The 21,094-nt window shown below is 72.0% G+C and carries 19 protein-coding genes; 9 read left to right on the top strand and 10 right to left on the bottom strand.

What is annotated here, in order from left to right; translation table 11 throughout:
- Nucleotides 1-3: 3 nt before the first annotated feature.
- Both ACS5PV_RS00160 and ACS5PV_RS00165 read right to left on the bottom strand, forming a co-directional pair.
- Nucleotides 4-1,089 (bottom strand): phytanoyl-CoA dioxygenase family protein, encoded by a 1,086-nt coding sequence (locus tag ACS5PV_RS00160; RefSeq protein ID WP_455393366.1) that lies wholly within the window; start codon nt 1,087-1,089, stop codon nt 4-6.
- 331 nt (nt 1,090-1,420) lie between these two features.
- Nucleotides 1,421-2,767 carry a capsule biosynthesis protein gene (locus ACS5PV_RS00165; RefSeq protein ID WP_455393367.1) on the bottom strand — a complete coding sequence of 449 codons (1,347 nt, stop codon included), beginning with the start codon at nt 2,765-2,767 and terminating at the stop codon, nt 1,421-1,423.
- A gap of 668 nt (nt 2,768-3,435) precedes the next feature.
- On the opposite strand from ACS5PV_RS00165, the gene ACS5PV_RS00170 reads away from it, so the two are divergent.
- Nucleotides 3,436-4,665 carry a polysaccharide biosynthesis/export family protein gene (locus ACS5PV_RS00170; RefSeq protein WP_455393368.1) on the top strand — a complete coding sequence of 410 codons (1,230 nt, stop codon included), beginning with the start codon at nt 3,436-3,438 and terminating at the stop codon, nt 4,663-4,665.
- 101 nt (nt 4,666-4,766) lie between these two features.
- On the opposite strand, the gene ettA is transcribed toward ACS5PV_RS00170, so the two are convergent.
- The 4 genes from ettA to ACS5PV_RS00190 all read right to left on the bottom strand — a co-directional run bounded on the left by ettA (nt 4,767) and on the right by ACS5PV_RS00190 (nt 8,035).
- Nucleotides 4,767-6,419, bottom strand: a complete 1,653-nt coding sequence (ettA, locus tag ACS5PV_RS00175) for an energy-dependent translational throttle protein EttA (RefSeq protein WP_455393369.1) — start codon at nt 6,417-6,419, stop codon at nt 4,767-4,769.
- Between the two features lie 171 nt (nt 6,420-6,590).
- Complete coding sequence (locus ACS5PV_RS00180; protein ID WP_455393370.1) at nt 6,591-6,863, bottom strand: hypothetical protein; 273 nt, start codon at nt 6,861-6,863, stop codon at nt 6,591-6,593.
- 12 nt (nt 6,864-6,875) lie between these two features.
- A complete protein-coding gene (locus tag ACS5PV_RS00185) occupies nt 6,876-7,784 on the bottom strand; it encodes a DNA/RNA non-specific endonuclease (RefSeq protein WP_455393371.1) in 909 nt (302 codons plus the stop codon).
- Nucleotides 7,781-8,035, bottom strand: a complete 255-nt coding sequence (locus ACS5PV_RS00190) for a hypothetical protein (RefSeq protein ID WP_455393372.1) — start codon at nt 8,033-8,035, stop codon at nt 7,781-7,783. Before ACS5PV_RS00190 ends, ACS5PV_RS00185 begins: the two co-directional genes overlap by 4 nt.
- A 281-nt stretch (nt 8,036-8,316) precedes the next feature.
- On the opposite strand from ACS5PV_RS00190, the gene dxs reads away from it, so the two are divergent.
- The 7 genes from dxs to ACS5PV_RS00225 all read left to right on the top strand — a co-directional run bounded on the left by dxs (nt 8,317) and on the right by ACS5PV_RS00225 (nt 17,991).
- Nucleotides 8,317-10,290, top strand: a complete 1,974-nt coding sequence (gene dxs, locus ACS5PV_RS00195) for a 1-deoxy-D-xylulose-5-phosphate synthase (protein WP_455393373.1) — start codon at nt 8,317-8,319, stop codon at nt 10,288-10,290.
- Between the two features lie 185 nt (nt 10,291-10,475).
- Complete coding sequence (hpnA, locus tag ACS5PV_RS00200) at nt 10,476-11,522, top strand: hopanoid-associated sugar epimerase (RefSeq protein ID WP_455393374.1); 1,047 nt, start codon at nt 10,476-10,478, stop codon at nt 11,520-11,522.
- Complete coding sequence (gene hpnC / locus ACS5PV_RS00205) at nt 11,519-12,403, top strand: squalene synthase HpnC (protein WP_455393375.1); 885 nt, start codon at nt 11,519-11,521, stop codon at nt 12,401-12,403. Before hpnA ends, hpnC begins: the two co-directional genes overlap by 4 nt.
- Nucleotides 12,400-13,260 (top strand): presqualene diphosphate synthase HpnD, encoded by an 861-nt coding sequence (hpnD, locus tag ACS5PV_RS00210; RefSeq protein ID WP_455393376.1) that lies wholly within the window; start codon nt 12,400-12,402, stop codon nt 13,258-13,260. Before hpnC ends, hpnD begins: the two co-directional genes overlap by 4 nt.
- Nucleotides 13,257-14,552 (top strand): hydroxysqualene dehydroxylase HpnE, encoded by a 1,296-nt coding sequence (hpnE, locus tag ACS5PV_RS00215; protein WP_455393872.1) that lies wholly within the window; start codon nt 13,257-13,259, stop codon nt 14,550-14,552. Before hpnD ends, hpnE begins: the two co-directional genes overlap by 4 nt.
- A 77-nt stretch (nt 14,553-14,629) precedes the next feature.
- Complete coding sequence (gene shc / locus ACS5PV_RS00220; RefSeq protein WP_455393377.1) at nt 14,630-16,669, top strand: squalene--hopene cyclase; 2,040 nt, start codon at nt 14,630-14,632, stop codon at nt 16,667-16,669.
- 290 nt (nt 16,670-16,959) lie between these two features.
- Nucleotides 16,960-17,991, top strand: coding sequence for a TIGR03885 family FMN-dependent LLM class oxidoreductase (locus tag ACS5PV_RS00225; protein ID WP_455393378.1), 1,032 nt, complete (start codon nt 16,960-16,962; stop codon nt 17,989-17,991).
- Nucleotides 17,992-18,060: 69 nt separating this feature from the next.
- On the opposite strand, the gene ACS5PV_RS00230 is transcribed toward ACS5PV_RS00225, so the two are convergent.
- Together ACS5PV_RS00230 and ACS5PV_RS00235 are read right to left on the bottom strand one after the other, a co-directional pair.
- Nucleotides 18,061-18,357, bottom strand: a complete 297-nt coding sequence (locus tag ACS5PV_RS00230; RefSeq protein WP_455393379.1) for a GCG_CRPN prefix-to-repeats domain-containing protein — start codon at nt 18,355-18,357, stop codon at nt 18,061-18,063.
- A 124-nt stretch (nt 18,358-18,481) separates the two neighbouring features.
- The gene (locus ACS5PV_RS00235; RefSeq protein ID WP_455393380.1) at nt 18,482-18,994 is read right to left on the bottom strand and encodes a MucR family transcriptional regulator; all 513 of its coding nucleotides are present in this window, start codon (nt 18,992-18,994) and stop codon (nt 18,482-18,484) included.
- 330 nt (nt 18,995-19,324) lie between these two features.
- Between ACS5PV_RS00235 and ACS5PV_RS00240 the strand changes: the two genes are divergently transcribed.
- Nucleotides 19,325-20,218 (top strand): L,D-transpeptidase, encoded by an 894-nt coding sequence (locus ACS5PV_RS00240; RefSeq protein ID WP_455393381.1) that lies wholly within the window; start codon nt 19,325-19,327, stop codon nt 20,216-20,218.
- 20 nt (nt 20,219-20,238) lie between these two features.
- Here ACS5PV_RS00240 and ACS5PV_RS00245 read toward each other — a convergent pair whose 3' ends face one another.
- Both ACS5PV_RS00245 and ACS5PV_RS00250 read right to left on the bottom strand, forming a co-directional pair.
- On the bottom strand, nt 20,239-20,463 hold the full coding sequence (locus ACS5PV_RS00245) for a hypothetical protein (protein WP_455393382.1): 225 nt from the start codon (nt 20,461-20,463) through the stop codon (nt 20,239-20,241).
- Nucleotides 20,460-20,987 carry a sigma-70 family RNA polymerase sigma factor gene (locus tag ACS5PV_RS00250; RefSeq protein ID WP_455393383.1) on the bottom strand — a complete coding sequence of 176 codons (528 nt, stop codon included), beginning with the start codon at nt 20,985-20,987 and terminating at the stop codon, nt 20,460-20,462. The genes ACS5PV_RS00245 and ACS5PV_RS00250 overlap by 4 nt, the downstream gene beginning before the upstream one ends.
- Nucleotides 20,988-21,094: the final 107 nt, after the last annotated feature.

Raw genomic sequence — 21,094 nt, forward strand, 5'->3', positions numbered from 1 at the left:
TCGTCAGGTCCGGGCCGGCGCGTCGATGGCGACGGCGCCGACCGGACGCCAGGGCGCGCCGCGGCCGGTCAGGCGGCGCTGGATGTCCTGCACCCCGAGGTAGAGATCCAGCTCCCGCCCGCGCAGGCCCGGCAGCGCCTTGGGGTCGAGACCGGTCCAGGGCAGGAACGGGTTGCGGCGGATAGTCGTGTGCACCGTGACCCGGGTGCTCGCCCGCAGGCTCGGGGCGCGGGCGTGGAAGCCGAACGTGTCGGCGATGACCAGGGTGTTGCCCGGCACCGCCACCCGCACCGGCGGCCCGTAGCCGAGCCCGGCCAGATCGGCTTCAGCGATCCGGAACGAGCCGGCGGCGTGGTGGCCGTTGGCGGCGGCGCGCGCCGCGATGCTCTGCGCCCGCTCCCAGGTCAGGCGCTCCGGCGTCAGCCGGTGCGAGCCCGGCACGTAGGTGAACGGTCCATCCTCCTCGGAGACGTCGTGCAGGAAGAACCAGCCCTTGGTGGTGGCGTGGAAGGTGTCGGCGTGGAGCGCGGTCTGCGGGTCGTCCGGCCCGTCGGGCTCGGCCAGCACCGTCTGGAGGTAGGTGACCGGCTCGCCGGCGCGCGAGGCGGCGTAGTGGGTCAGGGCCCGCAAGGCAGGGTGTTCGACCAGCGCCCGCAGGCGCGGCAGCTGCGCCAGCGCCCGCCCGCCGAGGGGCACCATCCGCTGCACCGCTTGGCCCTGGCGCAGCTCCCGCGCCTCGAACGAGCGGCCGTAGATCTCGGCCGTCAGCGCCGCGAAGGCGTCCGGGTCGAGGAAATCGTGCTTGATCACGATGCCGTCGCGGTCGAAGGCGGCGCGGTCGGCCGGGTCGAGGCGATCGGCCAGTCGGGCGCGCCGCAGCTCGGTCATGCGGGCGGCGAGCCGCACCCGCCCGGCATGGAGGCCGAGCCGGTTCAGGGCCGGGCTGCCGAGGATCGGGTTCTTGGCGAAGGACTTGTCGGCTCCGGCGATGCCCGCGAGCCAGAGCGGCGCCCGGACGGCCGTACCGAGGATCCGCCCCGCGCCGCGGGCGAGCGACGGGGCGGCGGGCGAGGTGGGGATGGGCGGCATCGGGGAGGATCCTTCTCCGGCCCATGCAAGCGGCCGCGCTCACCGCCCGCGTCGTCACGCGATGCGAGCCGTCTTGCCGCCGGGGCCATCCGGGCGTTCGAGAATTCCGTCCGGCCGATTTCCTGCAATGGCGCAGCAACACGCGGCCCGACGATGGACAATGCACCGTTCTTCGCGACGGTTCGCGCCGTCAGATCAGCACGGACAACGTCGATCTGGCTTTAACTTATGAAAATTCCAGTATTTCACGACGCAAGGGCAGGACGCACAAACGAAAACGGGGCCGTTTCCGGCCCCGTTGCGATCGTCGATCCGATGTGATGTCGCGCGGTCAGGCGTTCTGCAGCGCCTCGATGCCCGGCAGGTCGTCGCCGGCGTCAGGCGTCGCGCGGGCCCGGGAGCGGACCTCGAGCCAGGCGCCCTGCGTGAGGTCGAGGCGGGAGGCCGTCGCCTCCACGGCGGCAGCCAGGCCCTCGCCCTTGTAGTAGACGCCGCGGATCTGGATGTTGGCGACGATCGCCTTGATGAAGGCGTCCCACAGGTCGCGCCGGGGCGGCTCGGCCTTCGTCCAGAACGTCTCCAGCGCGCCCTGGTAGGTCAGGCCCTGGATGTCGTAGATCGCGGCACCGAGCGTCATGGTCGGCTTGGCGGCGCGCATCGACCACAGGCCGACGGTGCTGTTGACCGTGACGACGCCGCGGCAGCCCTCCAGCATCGCCCCGAGATCGCCGCCGTCGACGAAGTCGACCCGGTCGGAGACGCCCCACTTCACCGCCGAACGGCGCACGATGCGTGCCCAGTTGCGGATGCCGGGATCGAGGGGATGGATCTTGACGAGCAGGCGCGACCCGGCCGGCGCGTGCTCGGAGAAGGAGCGGACCACCGCGTGGATCGGCGTCTTCAGATCGAAGAACGGCGAATAGGCGCGCAGCTGGAAGTCGTTCTCCATCTGCAGCGGCAGCACGTAGTAGGTCGTGCCGGCCTCGCGCAGGCGGCGCACCAGGGCATCGCCCCGCGGGCCGGTGCGCTTGGCGCGCAGGATGTGCAGGCCGGTACCGAGATAGACCAGGGCCGGATGGTGCACCTGGTGCGACTTGTAGCCGGGAAAGAGCCACCAGAGCCAGTTGCTCATCAGGTGGTAGCCCATGTCCCACACGGCCTGGAGCCAGAAGCTGTCGCGATAGCGCGGCACCAGGTCGGGCTCGGGCGCCTTGGCGGCGAGCGCCAGCACGGCCTCGGGGTCCTTCGGGAAGCAGCTGTCGCCCGACATGCCGTCGCGCTCCAGCGTGATCCAGTCCGGCCGCAGGTAGCCGAAATCCGTCACCGTGACGTTGAGGCCGCGGGCCTTGGCGGCAGCGATCGCGACCTTGTGGTAGTAGCGCTGCTCGCCGAGCAGCATCAGGTCGGTCACGCCCTCGCGGTCGATCAGGTCGGCGATGAAGGCCGGCCAGGTCTCGCGGGTGCCGCGGAAATTCACGCCGCCGGCGCGGCGCCAGAACAGCCAGTCGCCGAAGCAGAGATTGACCCGCAGGCAGCGGTGGCCCCGCGCCTCCAGGGCGTCGGCGACCCGGGCGAAATACGGCGTGACCGGACCCTGCAGGAACAGGAAGACCTGGCGGGCGCCCGGGCGGGCGGCCTGGCGGGCCGGATCGACGTTTCGCGCGGGATCAGCTCTCACGGGCATACCTCGAGTCTGGGCAGGAGCCGGCGGCCGGTCGCCCGGCGGGATCCTGCGGCGGTCAAGGCCCGAGCAGGCTGGAGCCAGCCTGTCCGGGACGGACGATTCGGGGCGCGCGAGAGCCGCGCGCGAGCCGCTGACGACGCGGACAGTACCGGCCGATCCGGGGCGAACAATGGCAATTCTGCAACAGTCGGGGAAAATCGCAGTGCCATCGTCGCGCGGGGCGGGGTGGCGCCGTCGCGATCGTCCGACGGACGACCGCCGCCATAAGGCCTGCGATCTGGGCAGGAACGTGGACGGATCGGGTTTATTCCCGGGATTCACACGACCTCCCCCGCCGCGCCCGCCCCCGCCCCATCGCGGGAGCCGTTACCGCCACGCTCGCGACGCATTTGCGGCCGAGTTGCCACGGCGCGCGTCGTGCGGCGTGGGCCCGGTGCAACACCGGCGCCGCTTGTGCGCGCTCTGCGCCCCGTTCATCGCTCCCGAGCACCCGAGATGGTAGGAAGGGGCGACGAAGCGTGGCCGCGTCACGGCCGCGCCGGCGCGCGTCCGTCTCGGATGGGCGTCGCGATCGGCGACGGATGCCGGCGTGCCGGCATCGACGGAGTGGAAGACCGAAGCGGGCCGTCGCGGACGGTCCGGCTGGTTTCGGAGGGTGGTGCATGGTGCGCGTCGGTATGCCAGCGGTCCTGGCGGCTGCCTGCCTCATCGGGGGGTGCAGCAGCTTCCTGCCCGCGGCCGGTCCGACGGCGAGCGCGGTCGTGGAGGGCGCCGACGTCGCGACCGATCAGGGCCTGCTCGCCCGCTACGAACTCGTCGACGTCGACGCCGCGGTGGTCGAGGCGCTGCGCGGCCGCCCGCTCGACAGCCTGCTGTCCTCCTTCGGCGACCGCCGCCCCTCGGTGCAGCCGGTGATCGGTGTCGGCGACGCCATCACGGTGACGATCTGGGAGGCCGGCAGCGGCGGCCTGTTCTCCGCCCCCATGATGGGGGGCCTCTCCACCGGCTCGAAATCCTCCAGCATCCCCGAGCAGATCGTGGCCCGGGACGGCACGATCTCGGTGCCGTATGCCGGCCGCATCAAGGTCGCGGGCCGGCGCGCCCCGGACGTGCAGACCCAGATCGAGCAGGAACTCGCCGGCAAGGCGATCCAGCCGCAGGTGCTCGTCACCGTCAACTCGCCGCTCAGCACCAGCGTCACGGTGCTGGGCGAAGCGGCGGCGGCCGGTGGCGGCGCCCGCCTGGCGGCGGCCCGCGGCGGCCCGGTCTCCAACCTCGGCGGCGGCCGCGTGCCGCTGACCGAGAAGGGCGACCGCCTGCTCGACGTCATCGCCACCGCGGGCGGCGTCGCGGCACCGGTGAACGAGACCTTCGTGCGGCTGTCGCGCGGCGCGACCACCGCGACGGTGCCGCTCACCGCGGTGGTCTCCAACCCGCGCGAAAACATCTTCCTGCGCCCGGGCGACACCCTGACCCTGGTGCGCGACCCCCAGACCTTCCTGGCCGTCGGCGCGACGGGGGCGAATTACGAGATCCCGTTCTCGGCCGAGGGCATCACGCTCGCCCAGGCGCTCGCCAAGTCCGGGGGCCTGCGCGACTTCCAGGCCGACCCGGCCGGCGTGTTCATCTTCCGGTTCGAGCCGGCCTCGGTGGTGCGCCGCCTGCGCCCGGGCAGCCCGCTCCTGTCCTCGAACTTCGTGCCGGTGGTCTACCGGATCAACATGCGCGACCCCAACAGCCTGTTCGTCTCCCAGGCGTTCCGGATGCGCAACCGCGACCTCGTCTACGTCTCGAACGCGCCCTTCACCGAGGTCCAGAAGGTGCTCAGCGTGTTCTCGACCGTCACCGCGCCGCTCTCCTCCGGCGCCTCGCTGTACTCGGCGACCCGGTAGTCCCGGAAGAATGCGGAAACGAGAACGGGCCCCGCGGAGCCCGTTTTTTATTGCCTTGAGGGGCGGATCGGGGCGGGGTGAACGACCCCGCCCCACTCGGCTCAGCGGCTGAACTTCTTGTACTTGATCCGGTGCGGGATGGTGGAATCGACGCCCAGGCGCCGCTTCTTGTCCGCCTCGTAATCGGCGAAGTTGCCCTCGAACCACTCGACGTGGCTGTCGCCCTCGAAGGCGAGGATGTGGGTCGCGATGCGGTCGAGGAACCAGCGATCGTGGCTGATGATCACCGCGCAGCCGGCGTAATCCTCCAGCGCCTCCTCCAGCGCGCGCAGGGTGTCGACATCAAGGTCGTTGGTCGGCTCGTCGAGCAGCAGCACGTTGGCGCCGCTCTTCAGGATCTTGGCGAGGTGGACGCGGTTGCGCTCGCCGCCCGACAGCACCCCGACCTTCTTCTGCTGGTCCGAGCCCTTGAAGTTGAAGGCGCCGCAATAGGCTCTGCTGTTGATCTCGCGCTTGCCGAGATAGAGGATGTCGTTGCCGCCCGAGATCTCCTGCCAGACGGTCGCGTCGGGGTTGAGCGCGTCGCGGGACTGGTCGACGTAGCCGAGCTTGACGCTCTCGCCGACGCGGATCGCGCCCTTGTCGGGGGTCTCCAGGCCGTTGATCATCCGGAACAGGGTGGTCTTGCCGGCGCCGTTCGGGCCGATCACCCCGACGATGCCGCCCGGCGGCAGCTTGAACGACAGGTCGTCGATCAGCAGCCGGTCGCCGAAGGCCTTCTCGAGGTGGTCGAACTCGATGACGTTGTTGCCGAGCCGCTCGGCGATCGGGATGACGATCTGCGCGGTCGAGGGCCCTTTCTCCTGCGACTTCGCCACGAGATCCTCGTAGCGGGCGATACGGGCCTTGGACTTGGCCTGCCGGGCCTTCGGCGAGGCCGACACCCATTCCTGCTCGCGCTCGATGGTGCGCTGGCGCGATTCCTCCTCGCGGCCCTCCTGGGCGAGGCGCTTCTGCTTCTGGACCAGCCAGGACGAGTAGTTGCCCTCGTAGGGGATGCCCCGGCCGCGGTCGAGCTCGAGGATCCAGCTCGTGACGTTGTCGAGGAAGTAGCGGTCGTGGGTGACGATCAGGATCGCGCCCGGATAGGAGCGCAGGTGGCCTTCGAGCCAGCCGACGGTCTCGGCGTCGAGGTGGTTGGTCGGCTCGTCGAGGAGCAGGAGCTCGGGCTGCCAGAGGAGCAGCCGGCACAGCGCGACGCGGCGGCGCTCGCCGCCCGAGAGGGTGGCCACGGCCACGTCGTCGCCCGGGCAGCGGAGCGCATCCATCGCCTGGTCGACCTTGGAATCGAGATCCCACAGGCCCTTGGCCTCGATCTCGTCCTGGAGGCGGGTCATCTCGTCCGCCGTCTCCTCGGAGTAGTTCATCGCGAGCTCGTTGTAGCGATCGAGGATCGCCTGGGACTCGGCGACGCCCTCCATCACGTTCTCGCGGACCGTCTTGTCGGGGTCGAGCTGCGGCTCCTGCGGCAGGTAGCCGACCCGCGCGCCCTCGGCCACGAACCCGTCGCCGTTGAACTCGGTGTCGATGCCGGCCATGATGCGCAGAAGCGTCGACTTGCCGGCGCCGTTGACGCCGAGCACGCCGATCTTGGCATCCGGGTAGAAGGACAGGTGCACGTTGTCGAGCACCTTCTTGCCGCTGGAATAGGTCTTGGTCAGACCCCGCATGTGGTAGATGAATTCACGGGCCATGGGCTGGTCCTTCCGGGGTTTCTGTCGCGCGATCCTGGCCGGATTCGGGCCGGCTCCCGGGAGACGATCGTGACCGCCGGGCGCCGGCGCGGGCGGCCGCGCGTGGGAATGGGGAGTGCTCCCGCGCTTACCAGGGCCGCCGGGGGGGTGCAAGGCGGCCCGCGGGCGCCCTCACCCGAACGGGTTCCTGACCTCCTGCGTCGCCACCCGGACCTCGTCCGCCCGCTCGGGCAGGTCGGGCTGATCCTCCAGCGCCGCCACGATCGCCGCGAGGGTCGTCGCGAGCGCTCGCGCCCGCTCCAGGCTCTCCCGGTCGCGGGCGAGGTCGAGCGAGCCGTGGAGCGCGATCCGGGTGCGGCCGTTCTCCAGGGTCAGGCCGCCGAGGGTCTGGACCGCGGCGTCGTCGGCGAAGGGGACGAAGGCGGGCTTCGCGTGCGCGGGCATCGGGGGTCTCGTTCAGAACAGCGAGCGGAGGAAGTCGCGCCAGGCGCGGCGGGCGGCGCGGCGCAGCTCGGCCGCGAGCCAGTCGAGGAAGCCCGGCTCGCGGCGGCTGCGCGGGCCGCCGGCATATTCGTCGCGCCGCGGCTCGGGCAGCGCCATGGTGCGCCGGCGCACGGCATCCGGCAGGTCCGGGAAGGCGACGATGCCGCCGATCCCCGCGAGTTGGTCGAGGGAGACCGCCTCCCAGGCCTCGCCCGGGGCGTTGCGGGCGAGGTAGACCCCCGCCTCGCCCCTGTTGGCGTCGTAGACCGCCTTGAACAGTCGGGTCGGGATCAGCACCCGGCCGCGCAGCGACTGCACGCTCGTGCCCTCGAACAGCGGTCCGGTGACGACGAACAGGTCGCCGCGCTCGACCGCGAGCGCCCGTACGCTGCTCTCGATCCCGGCCCAGAGCCGGCGGTTGTCGTCCGGATTCTGCGGCACGATGTTGGCAAGGCTGAAGGATTCCGCCTGCGCGCTCGGGGTCGGCATGTCGCCCGACGGCGCCATGTGGCCCCGGTCCCAGCCGCTGCCGGCGTAATCCGAGAGTTCGGAGCGCGTCGTCTCCGGCAGCCCTTCCTCCTCGTGGAAGGCGTCGACCCGGTCGACCCGGCGGGCGGCCTCGATCCGGGCGGCGGTGAGGTGCTCGGCGGCGTAGAGCGGCGTGCGCGACAGGCCCGAGAACAGGACCGCGAAGGCCTGGTAGCACAGGAGCGTGGTGTCGGCGGAGAGGCGCGGATTGGTCAGCGTCGGCGGCGTGCCGCCGGCGAAGTGCTCCGGGCAGGTGCGCGCGAGCCCCGGCCCGGGCCAGGCGGCCGTCAGGACCAGCAGCAGGGCGGCGCCGGCCGGCAGCCTCGGAGGGCGGATGTCGGCGACGCGGATCACGCGCAGATCCGGACCCGCCGCGGGCCCTCCGGCGTCGGACGCAGGCGCCAGGTGCAGACGGGGATCCGTCGCCGCGCGACGGTGTCGCAGGTGCGGTCGGCGGGCCGGCAGGCCGGCAGATGCGGCAGCCAGGCGGGATCGAGAGCGGGATAGAGCGGCGTTGCCCTTGCCGGGCCGGGCGAGGCCAGGAGGCCGATCGCCCCCAGCAGAAGGCCGAGGACGAGCCCGCGCGCCGGTATCGACCGTTCCATCTGACCTCCGTCGGGGGCGTATTGCCGAGACCGCCGGGCGGTCACGTCGTGCTCAAGCATCCTAGCGCAGTCCGGCGCAGCTGTCGCCGCACCACGAAGGATTCACGCCGGGTTCAGGATGTTCTTCGGAGTTGTTAGGCCACACACAGCCGCAACCGAGACGGTCGCGCGCCGTGCCATGGCGCGATCGGCCGCTTGCGGTATAACGGCCGCCATCAGCGGGGACTCCCGGCCGCGAGGCTTCAGGTGGGGTCCGCCCTCGAATGAGCGAGTGTCACGACTTGTCCGATCTGGTTCTCCCCCTCCTCGACCGCGTCCGCGAGCCGGCGGATCTCCGCCAGCTGCCCGAGAGCGACCTGACCCAGCTCGCCGCCGAGCTGCGCGCCGAGACCATCGACGCCGTCTCCGTCACCGGCGGCCATCTCGGCGCGGGCCTCGGCGTCGTCGAGCTCACCGTCGCCCTGCACTACGTCTTCAACACCCCCGACGACCGCATCATCTGGGACGTCGGCCACCAGGCCTATCCCCACAAGATCCTCACCGGACGCCGCGACCGCATCCGCACCCTGCGCCAGGGCGGCGGACTCTCAGGCTTCACCAAGCGCTCCGAGAGCCCCTACGATCCCTTCGGCGCGGCCCACTCCTCCACCTCGATCTCCGCCGGCCTCGGCATGGCCATCGGCCGCGACCTCTCGGACGCCGCCGCGAAGGCCCGCGGCGAGACGCCCCCGCGCCGCAACGTGGTCGCCGTCATCGGCGACGGCTCGATCTCGGCCGGCATGGCCTACGAGGCGATGAACAATGCCGGCGCGCTCAAGAGCCGCCTCATCGTCATCCTCAACGACAACGACATGTCGATCGCGCCGCCCGTCGGCGCCATGTCGTCCTACCTCGCCAAGCTCGTCTCGGGCGACACCTACCGCTCGCTGCGCGACACCGCCAAGCAGTTCGGGCGCCTGCTGCCGAAGGCGATCTACGACACCGCGGCCCGCGCCGAGGAGTACGCCCGCGGCATGCTCGCCGGCGGCGGCACGATGTTCGAGGAGCTCGGCTTCCACTACGTCGGGCCGATCGACGGCCACAACCTCGACCACCTGCTGCCCGTGCTCAAGAACGTGCGCGACGCGCCCGAGGGCCCGGTGCTGGTCCACGTCGTGACCCAGAAGGGCAAGGGCTACGCCCCGGCCGAGGCCGCGGCCGACCGCGGCCACGCGGTGGTGAAGTTCGACGTGATCTCGGGCAAGCAGACGAAGGCCAAGCCGAACGCCCCGGCCTACACCCGGGTGTTCGGCGAGAGCCTGATCAAGGCGGCGGATGCCGACGAGAAGGTGGTGGCGATCACCGCCGCGATGCCGTCGGGCACCGGCGTGGATCTCTTCGCCAAGGTGCACCCGGAGCGGACCTTCGACGTCGGCATCGCCGAGCAGCACGCGGTGACCTTCGCGGGCGGCCTGGCGACGGAAGGGTTCCGGCCGTTCTGCGCGATCTACTCGACGTTCCTGCAGCGCGGCTACGACCAGCTGGTGCACGACGTGGCGCTGCAGAACCTGCCGGTGCGCTTCGCCCTCGACCGGGCCGGGCTGGTGGGGGCCGACGGCGCGACGCATGCGGGCGCGTTCGACCTGGCCTACCTGTGCTGCCTGCCGAACATGACGGTGATGGCGGCGGCTGACGAAGCCGAGCTGGTGCACATGGTGGCCACCGCCCACGCGCACGATTCGGGTCCGATCGCGTTCCGCTATCCCCGCGGCGAGGGTGTCGGCGTCGAGCTGCCGGAGCAGGGCGAGGTTCTGCCGATCGGCAAGGGCCGGGTGATCCGTCGTCCGGAAGGCGCGCGGGTGGCGCTCTTGAGCCTCGGCACGCGTCTGGCGGAGGCCTTGAAGGCGGCGGAGCGGCTGGAGGCGGCCGGGATCGGCGTGACGGTGGCGGATGCGCGGTTCGCCAAGCCGCTGGACGAGGCGCTGATCCTGGACCTCGCGGCGAGCCACGAGGTTCTGATCACCCTGGAAGAGGGGTCGGTGGGCGGCTTCGGGGCGATGGTGCTGCATCTGCTCGCGTCGCGCGGTGCGCTGGACGAGGGCAAGGTGCGGGTTCGCACGCTGACGCTGCCGGACACCTACCAGGAGCACGACACGCCGGAGCGGATGTACGCGGAAGCCGGGCTCGACGCGGCCTCGATCGTCAACGTCGTCGAGGCGACCCTGCCGGCGCGCGGAGCCGCGGCCGAGCGGGGCGGACGCCTGCGCCTCGCCTGAGAGCCCGCATCCGGGGCGCGGATCGTCCCGGAGGCAGGATGCTGATGCGCGGGCGGCACGGTCGCCCGCGATCGATCGCCCGTGCCTTGCGGGCCTGACGCCGGGCTGGCAGAAGCGGCCCGGCTTCCCGACTTGTCACACTGCCGGAGACCGGGCCCGCCGCCCGAGCCGCCGAGAAGGAACGCATGACCGAGGCCCCGCACCGCAGCCCATCGACGCCGTCCGGCCCCGGATTCGAGCCCGGCCCGGTGCTGATCACCGGCGCCAGCGGCTTCCTGGGCCCGGCGCTGGTCGACGTGTTTCGCGCCGCCGGCTTCCCGGTGCGGGTGCTGGTCCGCGCGACGAGCCCGCGCACCAACCTGACCTGGCCCGACGTCGAGATCGTCGAGGGCGACATGCGCGACCCCGAGGCGGCGGCGGCCGGGATGCGCGGCATGCGCTACCTCGTCCACGCCGCGGCCGACTACAGGCTCTGGGCGCCGGACCCGGAAGAGATCGTGCGCACCAACCGCGAGGGCACCCGGGCCCTGATGCGGGCGGCGCTCGACGCCGGGGTCGAGCGGGTGGTCTATACGTCGAGCGTCGCCACCATCAAGCCGCATGACGACGGCACGCCCGCCGACGAGACCCGGCCGCTGACGCCCGAGACCGCCATCGGCGCCTACAAGCGCAGCAAGGTGGTGGCCGAGCGGGTGGTCGAGGAGATGGTCGCCCGCGAGGGGCTGCCGGCGGTGATCGTCAACCCCTCGACCCCGATCGGCCCGCGCGACGTCAAGCCGACCCCGACCGGGCGGATCATCGTCGAGGCGGCGAACGGCAAGATGCCGGCCTTCGTCGATACCGGCCTCAATCTCGTCCACGTCGACGACGTGGCGAAGGGCCATCTCTTGGCCCTGCACAGGGGCCGCATCGGCGAGCGCTACATCTTGGGGGGAGAGGACGTGCTCCTGTCGCGCATGCTCGCCGACATCGCCGGCCTCGTCGGGCGAAAGCCCCCGACCGTGCGGCTGCCGCGGGCGGCGGTCTATCCGGTGGCCTTCGTGTCTGAGCTCGCCGCGCGCATCACCGGCAAGGCGCCGCTCGCCACCATCGACGGTATCCGGATGTCGCGCTACCGCATGTTCTTCTCCGACGCCAAGGCGCGGGCCGAGCTCGGCTACGCGGCCCGGCCCTACCGCGACGGCCTGTCCGACGCCGTCGCCTGGTTCCGTCAGGCTGGATACATCCGATGACCACCGCCACCGAGGCGCGCTCCGGCAAGGGGCACCGCGACGAGAACTTCCCGGTCGCCTCGCACCTGATCCATCCGCGCCACCGCGGCCCGATCCTCGACTTCTACTACTTCGTCCGCGCCGGCGACGACGTCGCCGACAATGCCGGCCTGTCGCCGGAGGGCAAGATCGCGCTCCTCGACGGGCTCGCCGACGCGCTGACGGGCAGGGGCCCCGACGACCCGGAGGCCGCCCCGTTGCGCCGCTCGCTCGCCGAGCGCGGATTGCCTCCGCGCCACGCGCTCGAACTCCTCGACGCGTTCCGGATGGACGCGCACAAGTCGCGCTACGAGAACTGGGACGAGCTGGCGCATTACTGCCGCTACTCCGCGGTGCCGGTCGGCCGCTTCGTCCTCGACGTCCACGGCGAGGATCCGGGCCGCACCTGGCCCACCTCCGACGCGATCTGCACCGCGCTCCAGGTGATCAACCACCTCCAGGATTGCGCCAAGGATTATCGGAGCGTCGACCGGGTCTACCTGCCGCGGGAGACCCTGGAGAAGCACGGCGCCCGCATCGAGGATCTGGGTGCCGAGCGCGCCACCCCGGCTTTGCGCGCCGTGATCCGGGAACTGGCGCAGCGCTGCCTCGACCTCCTCGAGGAAGGCCGGCCCCTGCCGGATCTCATCGACGACACGCGGCTTTCCATGGAGATCGCGGCGATCCACCGCCTCGCGGTGCTGCTCGCCCGCGGCCTCCTGGTGCGCGATCCGCTGAGCGAGAAGGTCCACCACGGCAAGGCCGCCTTCGCGCTGACGGCGCTCGGTGCCGCCGCCTCTGCCCTCGCCCGGCGGCCGTTCCGCCGCCGCCTCCACCCGGCCCTGCGGGGAGCCCGCCCGTGACCGCCCTCGCCTCCCAGCCCGCCTCGCCGGTCGAGACCTCGACCAAGGCCCCGGCCCTGCCGGCCGCCGGCTCGTCGTTCTACACCGCCATGCGGCTGCTGCCGGCCGAGCAGCGCGACGCGATGTACGCGGTCTACGCCTTCTGCCGCGCCGTCGACGACGTCGCCGACGACGGTGGCGCCCGCGAGGTGCGCGCCGCCGAGCTCGACCGCTGGCGCGCCGACATCGACGCGCTCTATGCCGGCCGGCCGGTGCCGCGCACGCAACCCCTCGTCGGTCCGGTGCGCCAGTTCGGCCTGCGGCGCGAGGATTTCCAGGCGGTGATCGACGGCATGGCGATGGACGCCGAGGCCGACATCGTCGCCCCCGATTCCGCGACCCTCGACCTCTATTGCGACCGGGTGGCGAGCGCCGTCGGCCGGCTCTCGGTCAGGATCTTCGGGCTGCCCGAGGAGCCCGGGATCAGGCTCGCCCACCATCTTGGCCGGGCGCTCCAGCTCACCAACATCCTGCGCGACATCGACGAGGATGCCGAGCGCGGCCGGCTCTACCTGCCGGCCGAGCCGCTGGCGGCGATCGGGCTGAAAAATCCCACCCCGGAGACGGCGCTGGCGCATCCGCGCCTCGGGGAAGTCTGCGCCCGGCTCCTCGACGAGGCGCAAGGCCATTACGACGCGTCCTGGGCGATCATGAACCGCGAGTCGCGCCGGGCCACCAAGGCGCCGCGGATCATGGGCGCGGCCTACCACCTGATCCTCGTCGGCCTGCGCAAGCGCGGCTGGGCGGCGCCCCGCGCGCGGGTGAAGCCCGGCAAGCTCGCGCTGATCGGCGTCCTCCTGCGTCAGGCGATCGTCTGATGGGTACGGTTCATGTCCTCGGCGCCGGCCTTGCCGGCCTCTCGGCCGCGCTGCGCCTCGCCAAGAGCGGCCGGCACGTCGTGGTGCACGAGGCGGCCAAGCAGGCCGGTGGGCGCTGCCGCTCCTACTTCGACCCGGCCCTCGGCCTGACGATCGACAACGGCAACCACCTGCTCCTGTCGGGCAACCGCGACGCCCTCGACTTCCTGAAGCTCGCCGGCGCACCCGACGGCGTGCTCGCCGGGCCGGACGAGGCCGCCTTCGCCTTCGCCGACCTCGCCACGGGCGAGCGCTGGACCCTGCGGCCGAATGCCGGGCGCCTGCCGTGGTGGGTGCTCGACGCCCGCCGCAGGGTGCCGGGCAGCCGCGCCCGCGACTACCTCGCGCCGTTGGGGATCTTCCGCGGCGCCTCGAAGGCGGCGACGATCGGCGAGAGCATGGCCTGCGAGGGGCTGCTCTGGGACCGGTTGTGGCGCCCGGTGCTGCTCGCCGCCCTCAACACCGAGCCGCAGGAGAGCGATGCGGGGCTCGCCGCCACGATCCTGCGCGAGACCCTCGGCGCCGGCGGCCGGGCCTGCCGGCCGCTTGTGGCCGTCGAGGGCCTGTCGGCGGCCTTCGTCGATCCCGCGCTCAAGGCCCTCGCCGGGGCGGGCGCCGAGATGCGCTTCGGTCGCCGCCTGCGCGGGCTCGGGATCGAGAACGGGCGGCTCGCCCAGCTCGACTTCTCGGACGGTCCGGAGGAACTCGGACCCGACGATGCGGCGGTGCTGGCCCTGCCTCCTTGGGTCGCCGCCGACCTGATGCCGGGCTTGGATACGCCGCAGAGCCACCGCTCGATCGTCAACGCCCATTTCGCCCTGCCGCCGAAGCCGGGGGCGCCGCTGCTGCTCGGCGTCGTCGGCGGCGTGACCGAGTGGCTGTTCTCCTACCCCGACCGGCTCTCGGTGACGATCAGCGGCGCCGACCGCCTGCTCGACGTGCCGCGCGAGGAGCTCGCCCGCACGATCTGGGACGAGGTCTCGCGGCTGTCGGGCTTTTCCGGCGAGCCGCTGCCGCGCTGGCAGATCGTCAAGGAGAAGCGCGCCACCTTCGCGGCGACGCCGGCCGAGGCCGCCCGCCGGCCCGGTGCGCGCACGCCCATCGCCAACCTGACCCTGGCGGGAGACTGGACCGCGACCGGGCTGCCCTCGACCATCGAGGGGGCGATCCGGTCCGGGGCGACGGCGGCGCAGGTCCTGGCCGGCGCCGGTGCTCGCACCGGCGGCAACGCTGCGTTGCGCGGAGCCGCTTGACGCCGGGGCCCGGTTTCGGGAACAGCGTGGGCGTATGCGGCGTTTTGTGCGCTGCGAAATCGAATCGGGATGGCATCATGGGCGGCGAGGCGGAGCCGCCCTCGCACGAGGAAGGCAGAGACACCGTGGGCAAGGTCGAGACGCTGCAACGCAAGAGCACGCAGGACATCACCCTCGACGAGGTCGAGCGGCGGGTGTCGGCCGCGTCCCGGGCGCTGACGCAGCTGGCGCATGCCGACGGCCACTGGTGCTTCGAGCTCGAGGCGGACGCCACCATCCCGTCCGAGTACATCCTCTACCACCACTTCCGCGCGTCGATCCCGCCGCGGGAGCTGGAGGAGAAGATCGCCGTCTACCTGCGCCGGACGCAGAGCCCGCTGCATCACGGCTGGGCCCTCGTCCACGAGGGGCCGCTCGACATCAGCGCCACCGTCAAGGCGTACTTCGCGCTCAAGATGATCGGCGATTCCGTCGATGCGCCGCATATGCGCAAGGCCCGCGAGGCGATCCTGCAGCGCGGGGGCGCGGCCCACGCCAACGTCTTCACCCGCACCCTGCTCGCCCTCTACGGCGAGGTGCCGTGGAGCGCCGTGCCGGTGATGCCGGTCGAAGTGATGCTGCTGCCGCGGTGGTTCCCGTTCCACCTCGACAAGGTGTCGTACTGGGCCCGCACCGTGATGGTGCCGCTCTTCGTGCTCCAGGTGAAGAAGCCCCGGGCGAAGAACCCGCGCGGGATCGGCGTGCGCGAGCTGTTCACCCAGGATCCGGAGCGGATCCGGCGCTGGCCCTCCGGCGCCCAGGAATCCTCGCCCTGGCGCCCGGTCTTCGCCGCCATCGACGACATCCTGCGGGTGGTCGAGCCGTACTTCCCGAAGAAGCCGCGGGCGCGGGCCATCGACAAGGCGGTGGCCTTCGTCAGCGAGCGCCTGAACGGCGAGGACGGCTTGGGCGCCATCTTCCCGGCGATCGCCAACTCGGTGCTGATGTACGAGGCGCTGGATTACCCCGAGGACCATCCCCTGGTGGTCACGGCGCGCTCGGCGGTGGAGAAGCTCGTCACCGTCAAGGAGCACGAGGCCTACGTCCAGCCCTGCCTGTCGCCGGTCTGGGATACCGCGCTCGCCGCCCACGCCCTGATGGAGGCCGGCGGGCCGGAGAACGAGCGCCAGGCCCGCGCCGCCCTCGAATGGCTGAAGCCCCTCCAGGTCCTCGACATCAAGGGCGACTGGGCGGCCCGCAAGCCGGACGTGCGCCCGGGCGGCTGGGCGTTCCAGTACAACAACCCGCACTATCCCGACCTCGACGACACCGCCGTGGTGGCGATGGCGATGGACCGGGCGCAGACCCGCCTCGGCCCCGGCGAGGGCGGCTCCGACTACACCCACTCGATCGCGCGTGCCCGCGAGTGGATCGAGGGCCTGCAGAGCCGCGACGGCGGCTTTGCGGCGTTCGACGCCGACAACACCTACCACTACCTGAACTACATCCCGTTCTCCGACCACGGCGCGCTGCTCGACCCGCCGACCGCCGACGTCACCGCCCGCTGCATCTCGATGCTGGCGCAGCTCGGCGAGACCAAGCAGACGAGCCCGGTCCTGGCGCGGGCCGTCGACTATCTCCTGGCTGACCAGGAGGAGGACGGCAGCTGGTACGGCCGCTGGGGCATGAACTACATCTACGGGACGTGGTCGGCCCTCTGCGCGCTCAACGCCGCCGGCCAGGACCCGGCCTCGGCGCCGATGCGCAAGGCTGTGGAATGGCTGGTCGCGATCCAGAACCCCGACGGCGGCTGGGGCGAGGACGCGGCGAGCTACAAGCTCGAGTATCGCGGCTACGAGCGCGCCGGCAGCACCGCCTCGCAGACCGCCTGGGCGCTGATCGCCCTGATGGCGGCCGGCGAGGCCGACCACCCGGCGGTGGCCCGCGGCATCAACTACCTTGCCCGCACGCAAGGCGCCGACGGGCTGTGGGGCGAGGAGTTCTACACCGGCACCGGTTTCCCGCGGGTGTTCTACCTGCGCTATCACGGCTACGCAAAGTTCTTCCCGCTCTGGGCGCTGGCGCGCTACCGCAACCTTCAGCGGGGCAACAGCCGCCGGGTCGCGGTGGGGATGTAGAGCGTTTTCGGGCGAAGCGGATGCCGGTTCGTCTGAAAATGCGGCACAATCGAAGACCTAGAGCAGCACCCAATCGCAGCGTGATCGAGTGCTGCTCTAGAGCGCTTCACGATCGCGCTGCAATCGCGAAGCTCTCTAGGTCATTGATTTTGCCGCATTTTCTGCGACGAACCGGTATCCACTTCGTCGGAAGATGCTCTAGCTGAGGAGCGGTCGGGCCCGCGGCGCAACCGCGCCGACCCGGAACGACCGCCCCAGCTCGGGCATTCCCCGTGGGCGGGAGCCGCGCGATGACCCTGTACAGCTACCACATCTCCCACGAGCAATGCCCGCCGAGGGCGCTGCTCGCGCTGGCCCAGCGGGCCGAGCAGGCCGGGTTCGACGGGGCCTTCTCCTCGGACCACCTCCAGCCCTGGTCGCCGAGCCAGGGGGAATCCGGCTTCGCCTGGGCCTGGCTCGGTGCCGCCCTACAGGCGACCGAGCGGCTGACCTTCGGGATCATCTCGGTGCCGGGGGGCTGGCGCTACCATCCGGTCGTGCTGGCCCAGGCCGTGGCGACCCTCGGGCAGATGTTTCCCGGCCGGGTGCCGTGGGTGGCGCTCGGCAGCGGCCAGGCGATGAACGAGCGCGCCACCGGTGGGCCCTGGCCCGACAAGGCCGAGCGCAACGCCCGCCTGCGCGAGGGCGCCGAAATCATGCGGGCGCTGCTCGCCGGCGAGACCGTGACGCAGCGCGGCCGGCTGACCGCGGTCGACGCCAAAGTGTGGTCGCTGCCCGAGACCCCGACCCGCCTCGTGGGGGCGGCCACCAGCGTCGAGACCGCCGCCTGGCTCGGCACCTGGGCCGACGGGCTCCTCACCGTCGGGACGAGCCCCGAGGCTCTGGGCCCGATCGTCGACGCGTTCCGCGAGAGCGGCGGCGCCGACAAGCCGGTCTTCCTCAAGATGGACCTGAGCTACGCCCCCGACCCGGCCGAGGCCCTGCGTCAGGCCCATGCCGAGTGGCGCTTCAATGCGCTCCCGGCCTCGGTCGCCTGGGAGCTGCCCCGCCCGGCCGATTTCGAAGCCGCGGCCCGCTACCTGCGGCCGGAGGACATGCACGAGGCGGTGCTGATCTCGCACGACCTGCCGGCGCTCACCGAGCGCATCGCGGCTTGCGCGGCGCTCGGCTTCGACTCGATCGACCTGCACCAGGTCGGCGGCAACCAGGCCGCCTTCATCGACGCCTTCGGCGAGCGGGTGCTGCCGACGCTCCACGGCCGCAAGGCCCCGGTGATCGAGTTCGACCCGTTCGGCCGCAAGCCGGCGGCGCGGGCGGGATAGATCCGTCGGGCCCGGAACGCGAAAAGGCGCCCGACCGGCCGGTCGGGCGCCTCGCTCACGTGTTGCGGATCAGTAGCCGTAGTAGAAGCGGCGCGGGCCGTAATACGGGCGCCGCCAGTACGGCCGCGGGCCATAATAATAGGGGCGCGGGCCGTAGAACGGCCTCGGCCCGTAGAACGGGCGGCAGATGCCGAAGCGGTTCGGGAAGAAGCCCGGGCCGCAGCCGCCGGCCACCCTCGTCACGCCGGTCTCCGGCGCGAGCGTGCCCGCCGCGCTCAGGCCGATCGGGGCGGCCTGGGCGGTCGACGCAAGACCCAGGCTGCCCGCGACGAGGGCGGCCATCCCGAGCACCTTGACGTGCATCATCGTGGGATCTCTCCTTCGGGAGTGAGGGGCGGCCGCGTGGACCGCCCTGCCCCCTCAAGAAAGGACTAACGACCTGAATGCACGATGAGCGCGCCGGGCTCTGCCCGCGCTCCCCGCGGTTGGCTCAGCGACGCTTTCCGGCGGCCTTGCCAGAAGTCTTGGGCTTCTCCGGCGCCGGCTCGGAGACCACCGGGTCGGAAGCGGCCCGCATGGCCGCGCCGCGCCCGCGGCCGCGGCGGCTCTGGCCGAGGCCGGAATTCTTGGCGAGTTCGGAGCGCTGGGCGGCGTAGTTGGCGGCGACCATCGGGTAGTCCGGCGGCAGGCCCCATTTCTGGCGGTAGGCCTCGGGGGTGAGCCCGCGCCCGGCCAGGTGACGCTTGAGCGTCTTGTAGGGCTTGCCGTCCTCCAGGGAGATGATGTGGTCGGGGGTGACCGTCTTACGGATCGGGACCGGAGGCGTCGCCCGCTCGGGCTCCGGCACCGGCGCGGCGCCGAGCTGGCTCAGGGATGTGTGGACCGCCGCGATCAGCCCCGGCACGTCCGCCGCCGGAACGGAGTTGTTCGCAACGTAAGCCGACACGACGTCGGCGGCGAGCTCGATCAGATCGAGCGACCGGGTGGAGTCATCGTTGGTCATGGCGCACCAGATCGAAGTGACCGGCTCAAGAGGGCACGTGTTGTCACGAGCGTCAACCACAAGTGATATGCGTAACAACAGATTTCGTCAGTCGCGATACGAAATAGAAAAAGTATCGCACACGACCGGTCGGACGACCCCGCCGAGCGCCGGTGGCCGTCGGGCCCGGGCGGCAGCGGTGCCACACCCGCCGGGATATCGTGCTAGCCCGTTGGTCCTGACGGTTTTTCCATGAACCGTGGTTTCCCCTCGGAGGGGAAATGCCCTAGCTGTTGCTGCATTGCGCCATCCGGCGTCCCGTTCCTGTCAGCACGATCCTCAAGACCTCCCATGACCGACAAGAACCGCCGCTTCCTGGTCGCCGGCACCGCCGCCGGCCTCGCCTCGACGCTGCTGGCGGGCGCGCGCCCCGCCCTCGCCTGGACGGACCAGGACATCGCCCCCGTCCGGCGCCGGCGCTCCCGCGATCCCGTCCCGGCGGAGGACGGCACGTTCTACGACACCCGGGGCCAGGCCACGGACCCGTATTACCGTACCGAGCCCGTCCCGGCCGAGGCGCCGGAGGAGGATTCGTTCTGGGGCGGCGGCCGGCGCACCGTAGCGCCCCAGCCGCAGCCGGGCACGGCCGATCCGAGCCCGACCGTCGTCGTCGATGACGGACCGATCGACTACGCCCGCGCCTACGCGGCGCTCGACACCGAGCCGTTCCCGGTCCAGGCCTTCCGCTGGCGCCGGGCCAACCCGTCCTTCCTGCGCCAGGAGGTCGCCTATGGCGGCCGCTACGCGCCCGGCACGATCGTGGTCGATCCGCGGGCGCACCACCTCTACCTGATCCAGGAGGGCGGCCGGGCCCGCCGCTACGGCGTCGGCGTCGGCCGCCAGGGCTTCGCCTGGAACGGGGCGGCCACCATCAACTCCAAGCAGGCTTGGCCGGACTGGTACCCGCCCAAGGAGATGATCGCCCGCCAGCCGGCCCTCGCCCGCAGCGTGTCCAAGCTGCAGAGCGGTCTCGGCGTGCCGGGCGGTCCCCGCAACCCGCTCGGCGCCCGCGCCCTCTACCTGTGGCAGAACAACAAGGACACGCTCTACCGCATCCACGGCACCACCGAGCCGGAGAGCATCGGCCGCAGCGTCTCCTCGGGCTGCATCCGGATGATCAACCAGGATGCGATCGACCTCTACGCCCGGGTGCCGGTGGGCGCGCAGGTGGTGGTGCTGGGCTGATATCACGGGCGAGTCGGGGATCACGGCCGCCGCAGGAGCGGGATTCCCCCTGGGACTCCCGGCGGCGGGCCGGCCCCTTCCTCGGCGCAGTCGATTGCCCGCAGCACCAGCCGGCGCAGGGCCTCGGCGTCGCGTGCGGATTCCGCGACGAGGGCCCGCACCTCCGGCTCGGGCGCCGACAGGATCTCGGCCTCGAGCGCCTCGGTCAGGCGGTCGAGCGCGAGATCGGGTCGCCACTGGGTCATCGCGGCCCTCCCTCGGAATCGCGCCGCAGCAGCGCGCGACGCAGGCGCTTGCGGGCGGTGTCGTAGTCGGTCTGGGACAGGCCGTGCCGGGCGCGGATCTCGGCGGCCGAGCGGCCCTGGCCCAGCCCCTCGATGATCCGCAAAACCGTCTCGTCGCCGGAGAACAGCGCCACGATCGCGCCGAGCGCCTGCGAGGCGGCGATCGCCCGCTCGGGATCGGTTCCGTCGCGATCCGCCGGGTCGTGCTCGCGAAAGGCCCGCTCCTGCGCCTGGCGGCGCCGGAGGTCGTGCTCGATCGAGCGCATGCAGCCGGCGAGGAAGACCAGGACCGGGAGCCCGGGCGGCCAGCGCCGCGTGCCGTCGAGCGCCCGCACGATCGCCTCGTGCAGGATGTCCGACCAGTCGGTGCCGGGAAGCCGGCGCGCCCGCAGCCGGGCGAGCGCCCGCAGGCGCGCGAGATCGACGGCCGACAGGCCGCCGATCGCTCCCGCGACGTCGCGCTGGTCCGCCTCGTCCGTCTCCATCGTCGCCCTGCCCGCAACGCCTCCCCCGCCATGCGCATGGCGGCGCCCGCGGCGGACGGACGGACACGAAAAATTTCGGCCGGTCCGCGCCCGGCCCGCTCGTGTGC

The sequence above is a fragment of the Methylobacterium sp. Gmos1 genome (assembly GCF_053764715.1).